This window comes from Lentzea aerocolonigenes (assembly GCF_000974445.1).
Lineage (GTDB): Bacteria > Actinomycetota > Actinomycetes > Mycobacteriales > Pseudonocardiaceae > Lentzea > Lentzea aerocolonigenes.
In genome coordinates this window covers 61,254-80,057 of sequence record NZ_BBOJ01000006.1, presented here as the reverse complement: position 1 = coordinate 80,057, position 18,804 = coordinate 61,254, and the positions used below count along the sequence as shown (strand labels likewise).

At 64.0% G+C, this 18,804-nt stretch carries 15 protein-coding genes; 9 read left to right on the top strand and 6 right to left on the bottom strand.

The features are described 5' to 3' along the window. Window positions 1-23: 23 nt before the first annotated feature. The gene (locus AOM45_RS49485) at window positions 24-575 is read left to right on the top strand and encodes an STAS-like domain-containing protein (RefSeq protein WP_081901991.1); all 552 of its coding nucleotides are present in this window, start codon (window positions 24-26) and stop codon (window positions 573-575) included. 697 nt (window positions 576-1,272) lie between these two features. Here the strand turns inward: AOM45_RS49485 and AOM45_RS13265 are convergent. Beyond that, entirely contained in the window at window positions 1,273-2,433 is a 1,161-nt protein-coding gene (locus tag AOM45_RS13265) for a DUF5677 domain-containing protein (RefSeq protein WP_030466829.1), read from the bottom strand. Window positions 2,434-2,513: 80 nt separating this feature from the next. Between AOM45_RS13265 and AOM45_RS50810 the strand changes: the two genes are divergently transcribed. After that, window positions 2,514-5,912, top strand: a complete 3,399-nt coding sequence (locus tag AOM45_RS50810; RefSeq protein WP_156093729.1) for an NACHT N-terminal Helical domain 1-containing protein — start codon at window positions 2,514-2,516, stop codon at window positions 5,910-5,912. Window positions 5,913-6,746: 834 nt separating this feature from the next. Here AOM45_RS50810 and AOM45_RS13255 read toward each other — a convergent pair. Next, window positions 6,747-7,508 (bottom strand): hypothetical protein, encoded by a 762-nt coding sequence (locus AOM45_RS13255; RefSeq protein ID WP_156093730.1) that lies wholly within the window; start codon window positions 7,506-7,508, stop codon window positions 6,747-6,749. A gap of 423 nt (window positions 7,509-7,931) precedes the next feature. Continuing rightward, window positions 7,932-9,587, bottom strand: a complete 1,656-nt coding sequence (locus AOM45_RS13250; RefSeq protein WP_030466832.1) for a restriction endonuclease — start codon at window positions 9,585-9,587, stop codon at window positions 7,932-7,934. A gap of 198 nt (window positions 9,588-9,785) precedes the next feature. On the opposite strand from AOM45_RS13250, the gene AOM45_RS13245 reads away from it, so the two are divergent. The 6 genes from AOM45_RS13245 to AOM45_RS13225 all read left to right on the top strand — a co-directional run bounded on the left by AOM45_RS13245 (window position 9,786) and on the right by AOM45_RS13225 (window position 16,370). Beyond that, window positions 9,786-13,013, top strand: coding sequence for a hypothetical protein (locus AOM45_RS13245; protein ID WP_051783051.1), 3,228 nt, complete (start codon window positions 9,786-9,788; stop codon window positions 13,011-13,013). Window positions 13,014-13,456: 443 nt separating this feature from the next. After that, window positions 13,457-13,792 carry a hypothetical protein gene (locus AOM45_RS13240; protein WP_030466834.1) on the top strand — a complete coding sequence of 112 codons (336 nt, stop codon included), beginning with the start codon at window positions 13,457-13,459 and terminating at the stop codon, window positions 13,790-13,792. Then, a complete protein-coding gene (locus tag AOM45_RS13235; RefSeq protein WP_030466835.1) occupies window positions 13,789-14,229 on the top strand; it encodes a MerR family transcriptional regulator in 441 nt (146 codons plus the stop codon). The genes AOM45_RS13240 and AOM45_RS13235 overlap by 4 nt, the downstream gene beginning before the upstream one ends. Then, the gene (locus tag AOM45_RS50805) at window positions 14,210-14,458 is read left to right on the top strand and encodes a hypothetical protein (protein WP_156249722.1); all 249 of its coding nucleotides are present in this window, start codon (window positions 14,210-14,212) and stop codon (window positions 14,456-14,458) included. Before AOM45_RS13235 ends, AOM45_RS50805 begins: the two co-directional genes overlap by 20 nt. After that, window positions 14,452-14,787 (top strand): YnfA family protein, encoded by a 336-nt coding sequence (locus AOM45_RS13230; protein WP_174517902.1) that lies wholly within the window; start codon window positions 14,452-14,454, stop codon window positions 14,785-14,787. Before AOM45_RS50805 ends, AOM45_RS13230 begins: the two co-directional genes overlap by 7 nt. Window positions 14,788-14,876: 89 nt before the next feature. Next, window positions 14,877-16,370, top strand: coding sequence for a sialidase family protein (locus AOM45_RS13225; RefSeq protein ID WP_030466837.1), 1,494 nt, complete (start codon window positions 14,877-14,879; stop codon window positions 16,368-16,370). Between the two features lie 138 nt (window positions 16,371-16,508). On the opposite strand, the gene AOM45_RS13220 is transcribed toward AOM45_RS13225, so the two are convergent. The 3 genes from AOM45_RS13220 to AOM45_RS13215 are packed head-to-tail and all read right to left on the bottom strand — an operon-like array spanning window position 16,509 to window position 18,136. Next, window positions 16,509-16,781, bottom strand: a complete 273-nt coding sequence (locus AOM45_RS13220) for a hypothetical protein (protein ID WP_030466838.1) — start codon at window positions 16,779-16,781, stop codon at window positions 16,509-16,511. Continuing rightward, on the bottom strand, window positions 16,771-16,935 hold the full coding sequence (locus tag AOM45_RS50800; protein WP_156093731.1) for a YkvA family protein: 165 nt from the start codon (window positions 16,933-16,935) through the stop codon (window positions 16,771-16,773). Before AOM45_RS50800 ends, AOM45_RS13220 begins: the two co-directional genes overlap by 11 nt. A 19-nt stretch (window positions 16,936-16,954) precedes the next feature. Then, a complete protein-coding gene (locus AOM45_RS13215; protein ID WP_030466839.1) occupies window positions 16,955-18,136 on the bottom strand; it encodes a cytochrome P450 in 1,182 nt (393 codons plus the stop codon). Between the two features lie 118 nt (window positions 18,137-18,254). Here AOM45_RS13215 and AOM45_RS13210 point away from each other — a divergent pair, with 118 nt between their 5' ends. Then, window positions 18,255-18,803 carry a TetR/AcrR family transcriptional regulator gene (locus AOM45_RS13210; RefSeq protein ID WP_051783052.1) on the top strand — a complete coding sequence of 183 codons (549 nt, stop codon included), beginning with the start codon at window positions 18,255-18,257 and terminating at the stop codon, window positions 18,801-18,803. Window position 18,804 lies beyond the last annotated feature (1 nt).

The window sequence follows — 18,804 nt, the reverse complement described above, 5'->3', positions numbered from 1 at the left end:
TTCAATGAAGTCGGGAGAGGATCATGGCTGCGGCACAGGTGTTTGACGTGGGCGCGCATGGCGAGTTCCTGGCCACGCGGAGCAAGGCGCGGACTGTCAGGGACAGCCTGGAGAAGCAAGTTGACGCTCCATCTTCGGGCTCTGAAGTCGTCATTGATTTCGTTGGTGTGGATGCAATGACGATCAGTTTCGCTGATGAATTTCTTGGTAAGTTCTACACAAGTGTGGCAGCCGGAGACGTGTCGGCTGCCGTGGTCGTCCTGAGCGGTCTTAACGACGAAACTCGAGAGACGATCTCGGTGTGTCTGGAACGGCGTGACCTGGTTGCAGCGTCGGTTGATCGTGGCGAACTTCGTCTGATAGCTGCGCCTGAATTCTTGGTTGAGACTTACGAGCACGCTGCGAATCTGAAGACGTTCCGAGCCAATGACTTGTCCGAGTCTCTTGGTGTCACGTTGTCCAACATGAACAACCGGCTGAAGCGACTTGCGGCCGTCGGAGCACTTCGACGAGAGCGCAGTTCTACCTCAAACAGAGGTGGCAAGGAATATGTGTACTCGATTCCTTCTGCGTAAGTTCAGTTGATCGTGAGTACCCGCGCACGGCTTCACTTGTCCGATCGCTCCACCAGCTTGCAGGAGGTTCTCCGCGCGGCCGTCCGCGCAAAGGCCAAGCGAGCTCCAGGATCTCGTTCGTCTGCATGAGATGCCGGACTCCTGTGTGCAGCCGGAACGTGTCGTTTCGCTCGGCGGGCGGCAGTCCCTGTGAAGGCTATGCAGCCCGCCGTACGGGCCTTCTTGATTCATGCCCGCAATGTCGCGTAGCGCGCGCCTCGATCATCGAACCAATCGCCCTAGCAGCGACACGTTGAGATTCGAACTCATTGCGAAACTCGGGCGGGCAACGCTTCGAAACGATAACGGCCATCTTCCTCAGGAACGGAAGCGGTCTCAAATCTGCGACAGCTCAAGAGTGAAACCAGCAAGTGGGTCGTCGCGACTAATCATGCGACAACCCACTTGCTTGATCAACTTCGATGTCCGAGGGGGGACTTGAACCCCCACCGCGGGGCAATTTCCCCAAAACGGGGGAGACGCACCGGCGTCCCCGTCATGCCTCCGACTACCTGCAACCGGGGAGAGTTCCCCCAACTGGGGAATCTGCTCCATGGTTGCAGAAGGTACCAGACCGGCGGATGTTGCATGATTCCAGCTGGTTGCGGACCTCTCGGACTGAACTCGCCTAGTCGCCAAACGTCGGGTGATGCTGCGACTATTTCGAAAAGATCAGGCGCCACTCGACCCAAAGGTGACGTCTCCATGGAGTCCAGCGATGCACCTGCTGTTCCATCTTCTCCACGAACGTTTCTGCGTCTTCGAACAGCTGGGATCCGTCAGCGATCAGATGTTCCAACGCCTTGCAACCAAGAAGCTCAATCGGAGAAACCTCGTCTGTGCTGTGCAGCAACGTCCGGACGCACAGTTCCAGCGATGCCAGCGCCCAGACGGCGGGCTCGGCAAACCCGAACAACATCGGTCCGGTCTGCTTGTACAGCGTCTGCCCCTGCTCGAAGACGTTGAGCAACGACCCTCTCGCATCGGCGTGGATCTCGTGACTGGCCCAGCTGTAGTGACCTCGAAGGTGGGCGACGTTGACGAGCTTCTCCAACTCGGCGAAGTTGGGACGTCTCAGTCCGTTGAGTCCTGTGGCCCAGCCGTAAGACTCCTTGTACTCGGTCCCGAACCTGTCGAGGAGTTCCTGTCGAGATTGATCGAGTTGGGCGATCTCCTCTGCGGGGAGAGGATCGGTTCCCAGTTCGGCGCAGTGGAGTTGGTAAGTCCTCGCGTCCTTGGCTGTCAGGACCGCCTCGTGAAGGTAGAAGCGTTCAGCCAGATCTGCGTGGTCGTCGGTCTCTCCGAACTCTGAGAGGACGCGCATGATCACAGCGATCTCATGCAGGGTGCGGCAGCGAGCGAGCGCGGCCATGGGAAAGCCACCGGCGAGCGCGTGATGCACCTCGAAGGCTGTCCGGCATGCCCGAGCGTGCAGGCCGGTTAGCACCTCGAAGTGAAAATCCTGTCGCTCCTCGGCTTCGCGGGCCAGCCGCTTGTCGAACCGCTCCCCAGCCTCGTGAACGGCGACACAGACGGCGAGATAGAGATCAAGCGGACGTCCCCAATACGCCTGGAGTGCGCGCTGGAACAGCTTGTGTCCCCGGCGGCGGCGTCGCAACATTCGTGGCGCGGTTCGCCGGATGTCTGCGGCCACCACAGGGGCAGTTAGGTCCATCGCCTGGATCCAGGCTTTCGCTGAAGCTTCTGTGGCCTCGTCCTCTGCTAGGCCGGCGTCCGTGAATCGGCGAGTTCCTTCGACGAGCATCGTGAAGGTGTCATGGTCGAAGTCGTCGCGTCCCCCGCGCCTGAGGAGCCTCATGGGGGCATGCTACGGCTGACATGCGGCGGTCTGGTCTAAGCGATACTGCCTCTAGTGGTCGAATGGTGGGGGAGGGGAATGTGTCGCTGCTCGGAGCCGTGCTCGTCAAGCTCGCGGAGACGGTGGTGAAGTTCGCCGTCGAAGCCGGCACTGGTAGCAAGGTCGCGGGCGAGTTGGGCGGCGGGACCGTGGGTGTGCTCGGCGGGCGCGCTGCCAGCCTGTCCGACGACCGGAAGGTCCGTCGCGCACTTTCCCAGGTGGCACAACGGTTGGGCGACGAACTGTACGTCGCGTACGGACACGAGTACAGGAACCTCTCCGAGAACGATCGAGCTGCCGCGGCTGCTGCCGTGGTGGAGGTACTTGAGCAGTGCGGCGACCAGCAGAGTCTCGTTGCGCGCAATAACGCGGATTCAGGTCGTCTGGCAACTGCCCTTCGAAACGGCGCCGACGAGATCTTGCGGCGGACAGCGCTCGGCGGGGACGGCGAGGAGTACTTCGATCAGCTGCTCCAAGCGGCATGCGTTCAGGTTGTAGCGTTGACGACCCGTCGCCAGGAGTTTCTAGTCGCAGCCGGCACGGAGACGCTCTCGAGACTGACCACGCTGGACCTCACCGTGTTGCAGGAGTTCGCCAAACTCAACGCCCGGCTGGATCCGTTGCTTGCGTCGCGGCCTGAAACAGGGCCGTCCGGTTCCGTTGTGCAGAACTCCGTCGACGGCTCGGTCTCTGGACCGGTTGTCCAGGCGGGCCACGTGTCCGGCAATCTGAACATCACTTATTGGGGTGACCGATCACCGACGGAACTGATTGCCTCGGATCTCGGAACGGCTGCTTGGCGGCCCATTCGTTTCGGCGGACCCTGGGAGCTCGCGACGGCGCTGAGCGGCAGTCCTCTCGGCCCTGGAGCCGCTGACGTCTGCCCGCGGTTTCATGAGGTCGTTGAGGTGCAGACCGCGCTTGAGGCCACCTGCGCGGCAATCCTGGTGGGAAGAAGCGGCAGCGGTAAGTCGGTCACCGCGTTCCAGGTCGTCGCCGATCGGGTCCGTGAGGGATGGAAATCCCTGCGGCTCCGCGACTCGGCACGACACGTCGACGGCAGCCTGCTCGTGGACGAACTGCTTGCCGTCGAAGGCCCTCTCATCGCGTTGATCGACGATGCGCAATCCGTTCCGGGTGACACCTTGCGTGAAATTCTCGAGGCTGCAGAGCCAGATCGCTGCGTTCTGGTCGTGAGCACGGAGGAGGTGCGAGGGCCTGCGCCTGTGGTGCGGATGGTGGAGAAGCGTGCCGTAGCAACGCTTCACGCGGAGTTGTCGAAAGATCTTGCCTCACTGACTCGGCAGGTGAGTCGCGTCGACCCGAACGTGGGAGAGAGGTTTCATGACGAGTCGGTAGTTCCTCGTCTCCGCGCCGCGGCGAACCAGGGTACGCCTTGGCAGTTCTGCTTCGTGTTGTCCGGTAGGTGGCGTCGCGTTGCGGGAGCGATCGCACGAGTGCGTGATCGAGAGGATGCCCACCTTGCGCTGGTTGTCATCGCTGTCGAGCAGATTGCGACCGCAGACGCGGGTACGTCGGTGGCAGCTCTTTGTGAGAAGGCGGTCCTTGTAGGACGTGACGAGGCATGGGTAGTTCGAGCCCTCGAGGTTCTGCGCGCAGAACAGTTGATCTACGATGAGGACGGCTACTACAGGTGCGCGCATGTACAGGCTGCATGGAACGCTCTGCGGTATCTACTTGATCCTTATCCACACGAGGCGCCACCATACGTACGACCGAAGGTACTCCCGATAGTGGATGTGGGGGACCGACCGGTGACGGCACAACCAGCGCTTCGCAAGTCGACTCCGGCTCCACCTCCGCCGAAGGATGATGTGGAGCGAGACCGCCGCGTCATCGCCGCTGTCGTCGAGGCTGCGATCGCAGATCCGACGACCAGTCTCGCCGGACTTGCCTGGCTCACCAGTTGGCACGGGTTTGGCTGGGATCACATGTGGATCCTGCGGTCGCACGGCGCTGCGAGCGACGCAACGATCGCGCAGTTGATCGATCGGCTCATAGCCGTGGACGTGCGAGGCACCGACATCGGCCTCCGCGCTCATGTCTTGTGCTATCTCGGGCGTTGGCAGGACGGCCTTGCACAGACGCGCCAAGTCACTTCAATGGCTGCGGTGCTCAAGCAGTGGGTCGATGAGATGACGGCTAAGGACGCTTCAGGCGTGAGGGAGTTGTTCAACTGGCTTGGCGCGGAACGTAGCGACTTCACTACGGAGCTTCTGCGGGACATTGACGTGCGCAGCTTGACCTCCAGGTGGGTCGCCGACGACATGACATCGGCCGCGATCTTTGGAGAGGCGGTCGACAGGATCTGGTACGCCGGTGGTCCTGCGCTGCATGCGTCCATAGCCGAGGCACTCGACGCCGGTGCCCTGCTCGACCTGTTCAAGGACAACAAGAGCGAGGCTTGGGCAGGCTGTCAAATGGCTAAGACGATCGCGTGGCTTGATCCACCGCTTAGCCTGCGGCTGGCAGAGGTGTTCCTTCCAAAGGTCGCCGCCGCGATCAACGCCGATCCCGTGGAGTCCTGGCCTGACGGCGTGTACGACTTTCTGTGGCACGTACTCGGGTTCGGACCGAGCTTCCTACGCTACCGAAAGCCAACGAGACACAGTGGGAGAGTGGCAGTCAAACTCGTCTCGCAGCTCGACGCCATGGTGCTGGCTCGCGCGATCAGTTCGTCCATGCCCCGAGGATGGCAAGCACTCTCGGAACTGATGACGTTCGTCTGGGAAGCAGACCTACCTGCCTTCGAGAAGATCGTTGCTGCCGTGGACATGTCAGAGCTTGCCGAAGCTATCGAGCCGTACTTCGGCCAAAACGACATGCACATGTTGCAGATCGTTATGGTGATGGCAGAAGCCAGGCCGCAGGAGACCGAGCGGATGATCGAGTCGATGCTGGCAGACTCGGAGTCGTTGGTGGCATTGCACGCAGTCCTCGCTCCACAGGCGACAATCGAGGCGTTGAACCGCGGTGTGCCGCTCGACCTTGATGCCTCAGCTGGTCGTTGGAAGCTCGCTGCCGATGCCCTAACCGCACTCCAAGGCTGTGACAACTACACGGCGGAACAGGTCTTGGTTGCCAACTACGAATCGATCAAACAGGGGTTGCTGCTGGAATGTCACGGGTCGGATCACGAGGGGCTGTCCGAGTTTCTGCAGGTCTGTGACCACCTGTCTGCCGAGTCGCTGGACAAGGCCCTCACCGAGATCATTGACGAGGCGGAGGCCCACTGGCAGAGGGAACTGAGACGGCGAGGCTCCGTGCGCGTGCCGGTGTTGGAGCTGGTTCGGCGTGCAGCGCGTCTTCGTCCAGACCATGCGGCGATTCAACGACTTGAACGCCGTTTCCCATCGTTGAGACCCGTCAGCTGGATGAACCTGGGTTGTGCAGCCATACAGCGGCAGCGAGATGCGTGATCTGGCTGACAGTCCATCCCCGTCCAGCCCCTGCGTGGCGTTCAGTTGACGCTGAACTTGAGCGGCCGTCAGCCGCGGCGCATCTCGAACCAAGCCGCTACTACCGCAGCGATGACGCGCTGCCACGGTCGCCGGCGGGGCGGAGCGCTCGGTTTGGCCAGGGCAGTTCTGACGGCGTCTGCGTCGCGGGCAACCGCTTGACCGTTTGTCAGCAGTGCCACCACTGCGAACGCTCGAAGTGGCCAGCGCCGCGTGGAGAGCGTCGACGGTGTCCGGATCGAAGTCGAGCAGCATCAGCCGATCCCGTTCCAACCAGGACTCGAAGCCGACCAAGGTGCCGGTCGTCGCGGTCCACCACTGGCCGATGTAGTGGCATTGCCCCTTGTAAGAGGGGAAGCGTCGCACCGGCAGGCAAGACTCGAACGGCACCGACCACGCCTCGGTCAGGGACAACCGCTGCTCGCCGGCCTCGGTCACAAACGCGACCTCGAACTCCGAATTCAGCGTCGGTGGAGCGCCTCCGGGGACAAGATCGAAGTTCGGCACCGTGGCATTGTCCCGGCAGGTTTGCAGCACTCCAACACGGCTCCTGGACAATCCACAGAGTATCCAGTGGAATCGGCGTTGACCTGGGCTGATGGGAGCGCGCTGCCCAAGCGGGCGATTGGCGAGGAAGATGATCTCCTGGCGCCAACTAGGGGTCCGAACACCGATCTTCACGCGGACAGGACATTACCTGAGGTGTCTTGTCCGGCTGAACTTTGCGGGAGTGCGCCGCGCTGGGCTGTGGTTCGAAAGGTAGGCCCGGAAGGTGGCCGCGCGTATTGTCCGGACCTAGTTTTCGGGTTCAGTGGGTCCGTCGGGAACGCTTGAACCCTCGGTTGGTTCGTGGCCGAAGAGCTGCAAGCAGCGGATTCCTAGTGTCGTGATGCCGTGCGCGTCGATGTTCGCCATGCCGTCCCAGGTCCCGTCGCCCAAAGTTCGCAAGGCGCCGTGGCGAACGAGCGCGGCCAGCACCCCGTCAAGAAAACTGTCGTAGTCGGGCAACGCCAGTGCCACATGGGTCCGTTCCCAACCACGGGGCCCGCCAGGGTTGGACCACATCGACTCCGGAGGCACCGGTTGCTTAGCGATCAGCTTCAGCACCACGACGTGCGGTGCCTCCAGGTCGTTCACCATCGAGGCCAGCAGCCTCGCTTCGTCAAGGTGGCTGTCACTGCGCAGGCCATCGGCGAGGATCTGGCCGAGGGCCTGGATCTTGTCCTCCATCGAGGTCCTCGCCGCTGCTTCCAAGACCTGGGCGAGCAGTTCGAGACGAGCGTCATAACCAACTGCACGCTCCACCAGGATGTCGAGGCCAACGTCCATCAGGTCGGCCGCGTGCTTGAGCGACCGCGCCGCGCGGTCCCCGCGACGCTCTCCTGCCTGGGTCCAGACCTGTTGCAAGTACTTGAGCACTGGTGCGCTGCCGCCCACCAGCGTCGCCCCGATGGGGTTCGCGCCAAGTGCGACACTCGCCAACGTGGCGAGCGCTCCGAGCGCAGCGTCTTGACCTACCCCCGAAACCGCCTTGCCCGATCTATCGCGCTTCGTCATCGTCACTCCTGCCCAGTTTCGACTGGTGGTCGTGGTGTCTAGTTTGTGGATGCGGGCAGGTAATGACGGCGCGGCGATCCGCGTCGGCGACGCCGCAACTGGTCGCGCAGATGCCCGGTGCTTCGCCCGCAGGCGACAGCTGGGTCGGCGAGTTCGACCCGACTGGAGCATGCGGGTGCGCGGAATCCTGCGGCGGCGCACCGCCAGCGCCTCTAGTCGGCTACGTCACGCTCCCGCCATAACGCAGCGGGCCGGATACTCGATGCGAGCATCCGGCCCGCTGTTAAGGATGAAGCCGGTGACCGTGGACCGAGTTGAACACTCGGTCCACGGACTCTACCAGCGCACTTTGCTGGAGCTCGACAGTTGATGTTCGTGGTTTTGGCTTGTCGACGGCAAGGGTGCCGTGGGCAGGAGCGCGATCTAGCCGTGACCAGCGCTTTCGTTAGACGCGGTGACTGGTTCAAGGGATGCGATCGTCGTCGATTCGGCTCGAGGGTGAAAGACGCACTTCACCTCTCTCCCTGCGAGGGCCGCGTCTTTGCATGCCTCGGGGTTCTGAAGATCGAGTGAGCTGAACTGAATTGTCAGCGGCCCAATTTCGAAGTTTACGTCGTTAAATGTCAGTTGTACGCTTTCGCCTTGGATTCTCATGTTCACGCGAGTCGTGGGAACGATGTTGAGCAGGTGCAGATGTTGCTCCGCCGATTGGTGGAAAGTCGGTTGGGTACGTCCAGGTAGCGCGGCGGACTCGCCGCGGAGGATTTGGGCCGCGAACCGGATGTTGCGTTCGTCGGAGCGTCGCCATCGCTGAGGTATTGGAAGGTTCAGGCCGAGTGAATCTCGCACGGTGACGAGATCCTCCAGGAGGTCGCGTAGCCGTGCGAACATTGGATCGGCTGGCGCTGTGAGCGGTGCGTTTGCGCGCCCGTCCGGGAAGCTGATCTCCATTGTGCGGCCGACGTCAATGCCTGCCAGCAGCTCGTTGAGTCGCAGCAGCGCGGCGGGGTCGACCGCCGAGAGGGGCAATTCCGGCGATGTGCCGTCTGAAGCGACGAGACTCGCGCTGAAGGTAGGTTGGCACCCTGGCCTCTGGCGAAGTACGAGTTGAACTGTCAGGAGCCCGGTGACGTCTCTTCCGTGCAGCGTGATGCCCTCGAGTCCTCGCTCCCGACGGCTGAGGATTACCTGAAGTGGTCGAGTGGGTTGCTGGCCACCGCCCGTAGTACGGAAGGTGACTGGAATCGGCAGGCCGTCGGTTTCCGGCGGGGTGGCGATGGTGAGCTCGCCGGGACCGGCCAAAAGCCCGAGTGCCTCCAGCCCTGCGTTGCTGATGCTCGTCACGTACTGGGGAGGGATCGTGATCGTGCCGCCAACCGCGACCACGTCCTCGTATTGGCGCCGGGTGGCTTGCGCTCCCTGGTCATCGGAAGGGAAGTCCAGTTCGAAGTTGATGCGGACGTCTTCAGGCGGTGCGCCCGGTTTCGGGCTTGCGATCACCTCGTTCTTGGTCGCATCCCACCGGATGTTCCACGAGGGGGAGAGTTCGTTGGCTCGGCTGTGCAGCGTCATGGCTCGTGAGGCGAAGTCCGAGGCTCCGATGAGGAAGTCCGCTTCTGCTCGTGCTTCGGCGACTGCCTTGAACACCTCGATCTGAGCGCCGTCGAGGACAGAGCGTCGGATGTCGGGGTGTGCTGCGATCCGTTCGTCCAGCCAGTTGCGGCCAAGCCACTCGATCGTGAACGGGACGTCTGTGGCGAGCTGCGAGGTGAACCACTCGTGCTGGGTCGGCGTGGGGTCGGTTGGTACGACGAGGATCCAACGAGCGGGCTGGTAATTCGCGGCGTTGCCGAGCGAGCGCTTGATATGGCGCCGCTGCGTGTTGGCGATCTTGGTGTACTTCTTGCACTCGAAGATGACGAGGCCGTCGGGGCTGTCCCAGCGCAGGTCGACACCACCGTCTCCACCGCGCCCGTCGATGGCGACGGCGCCGGGGAACTCGCGGAGGATGAGCAGCTTGGCGAGCCTCTCGTACCCGGCTGGGTTCTCGTCGAAGTCCTCCCAACGCACGGCCACCACGGACGGTCCTCCAACTGCGACGTTTGGCCAGATGGTCGAACACGATACGTCGAAGGCCTGACACCGCGGCGGCACAGCCGTTCGGTCCTCGCAGGGCAGCGTCACGAGCAGTTCGACGCTGCTGACAGGGGAACCGGCACTGCGCGGCGAGTCGTCCGCGGAATCAACGAGGTGCTGCCACAGACTGATTCCGTGTCGATGACCGCAGGCGACGGCCTGCCCTTGCCAGAGTTGCCGCCTGAGGTGGTTGCTCAGATCGAGAACGAGTTGCCGGAGCGCGGTGGCAAGGTGGTTGCCGCGCTGAAGACGGCGGCGGCGCTGCTTGGTTCGGCACTGAGTGGTGACAGTGATCTTCGATTGGCGGAGAGCGCGGTCTACAACCTTCGTGAGGCGCTGGACGCGGTGGTCAGCGGTCGAACGCCGGTTGCCGGTGGTCTTCCTGCGGTTCTGGATGCTTGGGGACAGTACGAGTCTGAGGTTGCTCAGTGGGACAACGACGATGACGCGTCGTTGGAGAAGCTGAAGGTTGTTCTGCGGAAGGTTGCAGAGAAGCGAGATCGGAACTCGGTTCACGCTGCCAGGTTGCTGGGCTACTTGAAGGCGAAGGCCGGTGTCGACCCGCTCTCAGGCCAGCTCGACCCTGTCGTTGAGTACAACCGGTTGCGTCAGCGTGCTAGCGCTGGGCTGCACACGGATACTGCCTTGGCACATGCCACGACCCTCTACGAAAGCACAATCGCTTGGTTCGTGCGGATGTTCACTCCGCCGGATGACGTTGTGCGTGCTCTGCGTGAGTTGGCCGTTGAGCCGTGGAACGACTCTGATCAGATTGATCGGCTTCGGGCGTTGGCGACCAACCACCATCACCTCAGGCTGTTCCTGTCGAGTTTGTCTGATCCAGCATGGCTGGAACCTTTGTATGAAGCGGAAGTGTTGACGGCACCGGAGCCCGGGACTGCATGGTCCGGAGGTGCGCTCGTCGACGGGCTTGGGCGGACCGCGCCGGCCATGGTGGCGGCTTTATTGGCGTCGCTGTTCGCTGACTCGAAGCACCTCCCTGTCGAGCAACGCCTCGAAGCCAGGTTCCAGCTCCTAAGCGTTGCGACGCAGCTGGGTGAAGCCGGCCACGGGATCGTGGGTGATGTGATGGCCGCGCATCCCGACAACCGAGCCGTACGCGCGCTGGCTGTGGGCGCGGTCAAGAAGGCCACACCGGCGGCTCGCGTGGTCGATCGTGTGGCGCGTTGTGTGCTCAATGCGGAACCGATGGGGAGCGACAGGTACTACTACAAGACGGTGCTCGAGCCGCTTGTAGCGGGACTGAATGCTGAGAACGTTGTCGGCAGAGTGCGCATGATGGTGGCCAAGGTCCGTGATGCGGCAGGCCATGAGACTGCGGCGTGGGTGGTGCAAGACATCTCAAGGTTGACGACCGATCTAGGGGACGATGACCGGTACTACCTGGTGATCATCTCGCACTACCTCGCCCGGCTGATCGGGGAAGCGCGCTGCTTCGGTGTTACGACGGCACAACTTCGAGAGTGGGTCAGCAGCATTCCCGGAGTCGCGGGTGAACGGCTGATGGCGCGAGTGCTCGCTGAAGCCGAGGACGTACCTGTGGCGGAGAAGATCGAGTACGTGCGTCGCCGTCTCGCGGGATCTCCGACAGGCGACGACAAAGACCTCATCGACGAAGTTCTTGCGAACGACCCAGAACCGGACGCCCTTGCGATCTGGAGGGAAGCGCTGGGTACCCCGTCCACCATGGACAGTGATGTTGTGCCCCGAGATTGGGTGAATGCCTGGCTGTGGTCCGCGGTGCTGCCAGACCACGTGCTGGAGGCCTGGCAGGCGGAGATTGCTCACGTGACTGCCAAGTACGGACCCCCCGAGGTGCCGTTCGACACGAGAACACCGACGTCTGCCGGGTACTGGAGCCGGTCGCCGCACAGTGCCGAACAGCTGGCGGCGCTCCCTGTTCTGACGGCAGCCGAGTTGGTCGCGCAGTGGCGTCCTGATGAGGCGGCTGAGCGTGAATTGGTGAGCGCACGAGAGCTGGCAAGGGCGCTACAGGCTGCTGTAGAACAAAACACGATAGCGTGGGCAGTCGATCCAGCCGCCGTTGTGCGGATTCTGCGTGAGCCTGTCCACGTCTCGCACTACTTCGTCGGCCTCTCCAAGAAGGTTGGCGAGGTCGTGTCGCAAGTGGACTCGATCATCGCCGCCGGCGAGCTCGGCTTGTCTGAGCAATGGCCGCCGAACGTGCTCGGAAGAGATAACGACTTTGACTACGACGCCGACTGGGGCCCGACCGAGGTTGCGTTTGTTGACCTGATCGGAGCGCTTGCTGACCATGATGCGCCGATCGGACAGCATCTGGACGCTCTGTGGTCACGCGCGTCGGCACTGATCGATCGTGACGCGCATTCTGGTGATCTTTCCTCGGGCGGCAGGGACTATCTGAACAGCGCCCTCAACAGCAGGAGAGGTCGAGGCCTGTACGCCGTGCTGGCTCTGGCAGCCTGGGAACATCGACAGCAGGGCAAGGCTAGGAGCGAGTTCATCGCACTGCTCGACGAACTGGTCAGGCTTCCAGGCGCGGTTGGTATGGAGTACCGCGCGGTGCTCGCCCATAAGCGCTTGCGCCTGGAGGTCATTGCGAGCTCGTGGCTCGAGGAGAACCTCGACGTGCTCTTCCGCGACTCCGCACTTGGTGACGCAACGTTCGATCTGACCCTCAAGTACTCAAGTCGATCCACGCCGTGGTTCTACGAGGCGCTTCGCGACGACCTCTTCGAAGCCGCCAAACGAAAGTCCGAGGGCGCGGTCATGTGGATCCTCGCAGCGGTCAGGGACGATGTCCCCGGCTACGACGTGGAGACTGTCATCCGGAGCTTCCGCGGCGACGCAGACCTGCTTGCCGCCGTGTTGAACGACAGCGCGTTTCTCGTTCAGGAACGTGCAGGTGACTCGCCTGCCATGGAAAAGGCGGTTGCTACCTGGCGAGCTGCCCTTGATGCCAACCAAGCGGTCGTCCCGGTGGAGGCACTCAAGGCTGCCGGCCGGTGGGCGTTCGTGTCCGGCCTTTCGAACGAGACTTGGACAGATCTCACGCTTCGCACGTTGCAGCTGACAAACGGCGAGATCGACTATTCCACGGACGTGGCTGAGCGGTGCCAGCCCGCAACTGTCCCAGGGCAAAGCACAAGCATCCTGCTGGCGCTCCTGGGGAAGGGGGAACCCTGGGAACAGCACCACATCGCTGGCATTGCGATGAACGTGCTGCGAGAGCTCAGCGACACGCGATCAGACGAAAACTTCGATGCGCTGCGAATCCGCCTGATCGAACTCGGCTACCACGACGCAACTGACCTGGCCCCGTACGAGGCGCCGCAAGCCGACTGGCCAGCGGATGGTGCTGGCTGAGGACTCCCAGGCCGCGATGCGACCCCTCGGCACCCTGCTCAAGGAACTCGACCTCACCCAAACCCGCGGACTCAAGCTTGTGCCGGCGGATGGACGGGCACTGGGTCCACGGGGCGGATACCGGTGGCGACGTGGCTTCACCAGTGTGCTGCGCCGCCCTGGCGGTGCACCGTGCAACGCTTACGTCCGAGAAGATCACCTGTTGGAGGCACTGCCAGGCCTACTCCAACGGTCGGGTGGACTCGTGGAGCAGGACATTCGCGGGGAGCTGGTCGATCAAGTCCGCGAGCAAGGACAGCAAATCGAGTATGTCGTGCTGCGGGGTCAGCGCCTGCTGCACGCCAACGGAGTAGGCCGTTACGGTGGCCGGGGCCAAGTCCGCTGCTGGATGCGGCTGTCAGTGACTTGCATGCGGTACCTGGGTACAGGCTTACCGTCGAATCATGACCAGAAAAGCTGAGCAGTGGGCGCCGGACGCATGCACGTTGCCCACCGAGGAGCGGCCACTGCGCGTCGCCGAGTTCGACGCGTTGTTCGCGGAGTCGGTGCAGAGCGTTCGGCGCGTTGACGTCACCTCTCTGTCGCTGGACCTTCAGCCGCGGGCCGAGGTGGCCGCGCAGGCGGCCGACCTCGTGGTGCGGGAGACCGGCTGCTGTTCGTTCTTCACGTTCAGCTTGGTCGCGACTGGCGGCGGCCTGCGCCTGGAGATCAAGGTTCCCCATCAGCACGCTGCCGTGCTCGAAGCACTTGCCGCTAGGGCGGAAGGGATGCGGGCATGACCGGGTTGCGAGCCGGGGAAGTCGCTGATGCCGCGGGCGTGAACCGGCAGACACTGCGGTACTACGAGCGGGTCGGGCTCCTGGCGGAACCGGGCCGGACGCTGGGCGGGCACCGGATGTACCCCGCGGAGACGGTGACCGTCATCAGGGTCATCAAAGCTGCTCAGCGGCTCGGCTTCACCCTCGACGAGGTCGCCGAACTGCTCGACCTCGGGACGCACCGGCACGGCAAACCGGGACTCCAGGTGCGGGCGACAGCCAAGCTGGCCGAGGTCGAGACCAGGATCGCCGACCTGGAGATCATCCGTGACACGTTGAAGGCCGCGGTGGCCGCGGGCTGCGACGATCTCATCGCGTGCTCGCACATCCCGTCCTGCCCGCTGCCGTTCGCCGGCCTCGCCGAAGGGAAGGCTGCCGATGCAGGCTCCTGCTGCTGACACGGCGCGCCGAATCGCGTGGTTCGCCGGCGCGGCCTGCCTGCTGTGCTGTCTGGTGCCCGTGCTGGGCGTCGGTGGTGTGGCGGGGTTCTTCTCGGCGATCGGCTTCCGTGACGTGCTGGTTGGTATTGCCGTCGTTGCAGTGGTGGGTGCTGGCACGTGGATGGTGGTTCGTCGCCGGCACCGGTGCGCTGGTGACGGTTGTGGCTGCCAAACTGCCGGATCATGACGGTTCTGCGTTCTGTCGTGTTGTTCGTGCTCGCTGCGGTGGCCGAGATCGGCGGCGCCTGGCTGGTGTGGCAAGGACTCCGGGAACATCGCGGTCTGCTGTGGATCGCTGGCGGCGTGCTGGCGCTCGGCGCGTACGGATTCGTCGCGACGTTCCAGCCCGATCCGAACTTCGGACGGATCCTCGCCGCCTATGGCGGAGTCTTCGTTGCCGGTTCGCTCGCCTGGGGCATGGTGCTGGACGGCTTCCGACCGGACCGGTGGGACTACCTGGGCGCGGGCATCTGCTTGATCGGAGTCGCCGTGATCATGTATGCGCCGAGGGGCTGACGCTTGCTCATCGAGCCGCTGGCGCAACGATCCGGTCTGCTACGACGATTCACCCATGAGGGGGAAAGCAGACATGCGGAGGTACCCCCATGCATGCGACCAGACGGCTCATCGCAGCTGCTGCAGCCGTCCCTCTGGTTCTCTTCAGCGCAGCGGCTCCTGCGCCGGCCGCGCCCTTTGCCGCTGGTGTCGACGTCCTGGTCAGCGGCCCATCAACGCTGACGGCCTGTTCCTTCGGCGCATCGGCGGACTTCGCCGCCGCCTACGACAACACCGAGGTCGAGCCGCAGGTGGCGGTCAACCCGGTCAACCCGGCCGAGATGATCGGCGCGACCCAGCAGGACCGCTGGCCGGACGGCGGCGCACGCGGCCTGTCCTCGTGGATCACGCACAACGGCGGCGCTAGCTGGACCAAGCTGCCGGACGTGCCGTGGAGCGGCTGCCAGGGCGGCCCCACGCGGTTCGGCCGCGTCACCGACCCGTGGGTGACCTACGACAAGGCGGGCAACGCCTACTTCATCGGCCAGCCCATCGACTCGGCTGCGCTCGGCTTGTCCGCGATCTCGGTCACCAGCCTCGACCGGACCACCGGCACCTGGCGGCCGCCGCAGATCATCCAGGAGGACTCCGGCGACCGGGGCGTCTTCAACGACAAGGTCTCCGTCACCGGCGATCCGACCCGTCCCGGCTACGCGTACGCGACGTGGATCCGGGGGACCTACCCCAACGACGGCAAGCAACACCCGATCGCGGACCTGCACTCGTTCGCCTACCGCGGAAAACCGATGTTCTCCCGGACGACCGACGGCGGACTGACCTGGTCCACGCCGGTGTCGATGCGCGACTCGAACACCTACATGCAGGGCAACCAGATCGCGGTCGGCCCGGACGGCACGCTGTACAACGTCGCCGCGAACCTATTCACCGGTGCGGGTAACAACGACAAGGGCGTCTACATGGGCGTCATGACCTCCCGCGACGCCGGCCTGCACTGGTCGGCGCCCGCGAAGATCGCGCCGATCCAGTTCGCCCAGCTGTTCGTGCCCGACGACAACTTCCCGATCCGCGCCGAGGACTACCTGCCCGACATCGCGGTCGACATGACCAGCGGCGCGGTCTACGTCGTGTGGGCCGACGGACTCGGCGCCGCCCTGAACAAGGTCGTGCTGGTCAAGTCCACCGACGGCGGCAAGCACTGGAGCGGCCCGACCGTCGTCGCCACCGGTGGTGCCGGCGTGCAGTCCTACAACCACTCGATCGACGTGTCGGACACCGGCATGGTCACCCTGACCTACTGGGACGACCGGAACAACGTGCTCGGTGACGGCGTCGCCACCACCGACATCTGGATCCGCCACTCGCACAACGGCACCCAGAGCTGGGAGCCAGAACAGCACCTGTACGGGCCGTTCAACCACTACACCGCGCCGATTTCGTACTTCGCGCCCAGCGATCCGAGAGGCTTGTTCCTCGGCGACTACATGGGACTCGAAACGATCTCGGGTAACAACACCATCGCCTTCTTCACCTCAACCATCGCTGACGGAGCCGATGTTCACGCCGTGCGGCTGAACCACAGCTGACAGCGTGCCGGGTGCGGGCGGCAGCATGTACCGCCCGCACCCGCGCCTCGAAGACACCTTTGCCCGTCCAGTTGAAGGGCGCGGCGGTCACGGGTTCGGTGGCGCTACTCGTGTGACCAGGGCTGCAGCTTGGTGGCCTCACTGTGTTGTGTCGTCGTGTGTGCGGTGGCGCAACGCGGCGAGAACCCGCTCGGCCGTGGGCACGTCCAGCCGGCACGCGTGCATCTCCGGTGCACCGTCGTGGTGGTTCATCACGTCGACCCCGTCGACCAGGACGGTGGGTGACGGGAAGTCCCCGACTCGTTCCAGCACGGGGACGTCGAGGTCGAGCTCGCGCAACGCCCCGGTCACCACGTCTCTGGCTGCTGCCGCGTTCGGGCAGTCAGTGGCAAGCAACAACTCAATCCGCACGTCGCACCCCCGTAAGCCTGATGACAGCAGCGAAACCGTCCTCGGTTCCGGGCCGGTGCGCCGACCGCCTCGAGCCCAGCACGCCGCGCAACACCGCGATGACGATGATCGCGTCGTCGGCGTACCCGAGAGCTGGGATGACTCTGACGAGCACGACCGCACTGTCCGAAAGGTCAACGGGCCCAAGTCACCGGAAGTGCCATAAGCCCACCGGTCAGCACGTCGCGGCGGATCGTCAGGTCCTCTACGGGAACGGCCAGGTGCATGGTGGGGAAGCGCGGGATCAGCTGGGAGAAGACGGCTTGTAGTTCCATGCGGGCCAGTGGTGCGCCGATGCAGTAGCGGAGGCCGTGTCCGAAGGTGAGGTGGGCGGCGGCCTGGCGCGAGACATCGACGCGGTCCGGCTCGGCGAAGACGGTCGCGTCGTGGTTAGCGGCGCCAATGTCGAGCAGGACGAGGTCGCCAGCGCTGATCCTGACACCGTCGATCTCCATGTCGGTGCGGGCATAGCGGGGGATCCCGCCGCCGCCCTTGCCGGGCGCGCGAAGGATCTCCTCAACGGCGTTCGGGATGAGGCCAGGGTCCTCCCGCAGCGCGTTCCACTGATCAGGGTTGGCGAGCAGGAGCAGCGCGCCCATGCCGATCTGGACCACGGTCGTCTCGTGGCCGGCGAAGAGCAGTGCCATGGAGAGCATGGCGGCCTCCTCGGTGGAGACGCCGTCGGTCGCGCGCAGGCGGGAGATCACGTCGTCGCCTGGCTCTCGCCACTTGGTCTCGACGAGGCGCATGCCGTAGCCAAACAGGTTGCCGAGACCTTGTTCGGAGACGGTGCGGTCGTTGATGTTCGCGGCGGCTTCGGTCCAGGCGCGGAACTGGTCGCGGTCGTCGTAGGGCACGCCGAGCAGTTCGCAGATCACGAGGATCGGCAGCGGGACTGCGACCGCGGCGTGCAGGTCGGCTGGAGTCTCTGAGGTGGCCAGTTGATCGAGCAGTTGTGCGGTCAGTGCGTCGATGCGGGGACGCAGTGCGCGCATGTGCTTGGGGGAGAAGTGCGGTTGCAGCAGCGCCCGCATGCGGGCGTGGTCGGCCCGCTCGGTGACGAAGTCTCCCAGCGGGCCGCCGAACAGGGCGGATTCGCCGGTGCGCGCAGCGTTCTGCGGGTCGGGGTGGGATCTGCCGAGCCGGTCGTCGCCGAGCAGGTCGCGCACGTGGGCGTAGTCGGTAACGAGCCACGCGTCGTGGCCCACCGCGGTGCGAATCCGGTGGACCGCGCCCTGGGACTGAAGTACGCGCAGTTGCGGAGGGACCTGCAGCGGCTGGGGCTGCTCGAACGGCAGCTGGGCAGGAGAAACCATGACGTGTGCCCCTTGTTCAGGTCATCTTGTATAAGTTGACTTAAACAAAGCTACTTGTTTAGTCTGACCTAAACAAGCGGAGGTAACGGTGGTGGCGAGCCCTCAGAACGTGCAGCGCATGCCGCGTGCACAGCGACGCGAGCAGATCCTGGACGCTGCGACCCGCGCGTTCGCCCGTACCGGATATGTGGCGACCGGACTGGACGGTGTGGCTGCTGAAGCCGGGGTCACCCTTGTGTTGCTGTACCGGCACTTCGACTCGAAGGCCGACCTGTACCGGGCTGTGCTCGATCGGGCGTGTGCCCGGCTGGAAGCAACGGTCGGTTCCAGTGACTACGACGAGAGCAGCATCTCCGCTCTGCTGCGTGCTGCTGCCGACGATCCGGACGGATTCCGCTTGCTGTTCCGGCACGCGGTGCGTGAACCGGACTTCCGTGACGTGGTGAACGGAATGCAGGCGATGTCGGCGGAGGTCACGCGGCGCGAGCTGGCCGCGGTGATTCCGGAAGGTCCATGGCTGGACTGGGCGGTGCAGTACGTGCCGACGGTCACCCTCGAGGGCGTGATCGCCTGGCTCGACGCCGGCCAGCCCGACCCGGATCAGGCCGCTGACCGCATCGCCTTGGTAGTGCACAGCGCAATTCGGGCGGCGAACGGTGTTGACTGAC

Coding starts and splice junctions, on each gene's coding strand:
- AOM45_RS13210 (WP_051783052.1), top strand. CDS start 18,255: ATGCCGCGTGCACAGCGACGCGAGCAGATCCTGGACGCTGCGACCCGC.
- AOM45_RS13245 (WP_051783051.1), top strand. CDS start 9,786: ATGACCGCAGGCGACGGCCTGCCCTTGCCAGAGTTGCCGCCTGAGGTG.
- AOM45_RS13235 (WP_030466835.1), top strand. CDS start 13,789: ATGACCGGGTTGCGAGCCGGGGAAGTCGCTGATGCCGCGGGCGTGAAC.
- AOM45_RS13215 (WP_030466839.1), bottom strand. CDS start 18,136: ATGGTTTCTCCTGCCCAGCTGCCGTTCGAGCAGCCCCAGCCGCTGCAG.
- AOM45_RS13265 (WP_030466829.1), bottom strand. CDS start 2,433: ATGAGGCTCCTCAGGCGCGGGGGACGCGACGACTTCGACCATGACACC.
- AOM45_RS13225 (WP_030466837.1), top strand. CDS start 14,877: ATGCATGCGACCAGACGGCTCATCGCAGCTGCTGCAGCCGTCCCTCTG.
- AOM45_RS49485 (WP_081901991.1), top strand. CDS start 24: ATGGCTGCGGCACAGGTGTTTGACGTGGGCGCGCATGGCGAGTTCCTG.
- AOM45_RS50805 (WP_156249722.1), top strand. CDS start 14,210: ATGCAGGCTCCTGCTGCTGACACGGCGCGCCGAATCGCGTGGTTCGCC.
- AOM45_RS13240 (WP_030466834.1), top strand. CDS start 13,457: ATGACCAGAAAAGCTGAGCAGTGGGCGCCGGACGCATGCACGTTGCCC.
- AOM45_RS13255 (WP_156093730.1), bottom strand. CDS start 7,508: ATGACGAAGCGCGATAGATCGGGCAAGGCGGTTTCGGGGGTAGGTCAA.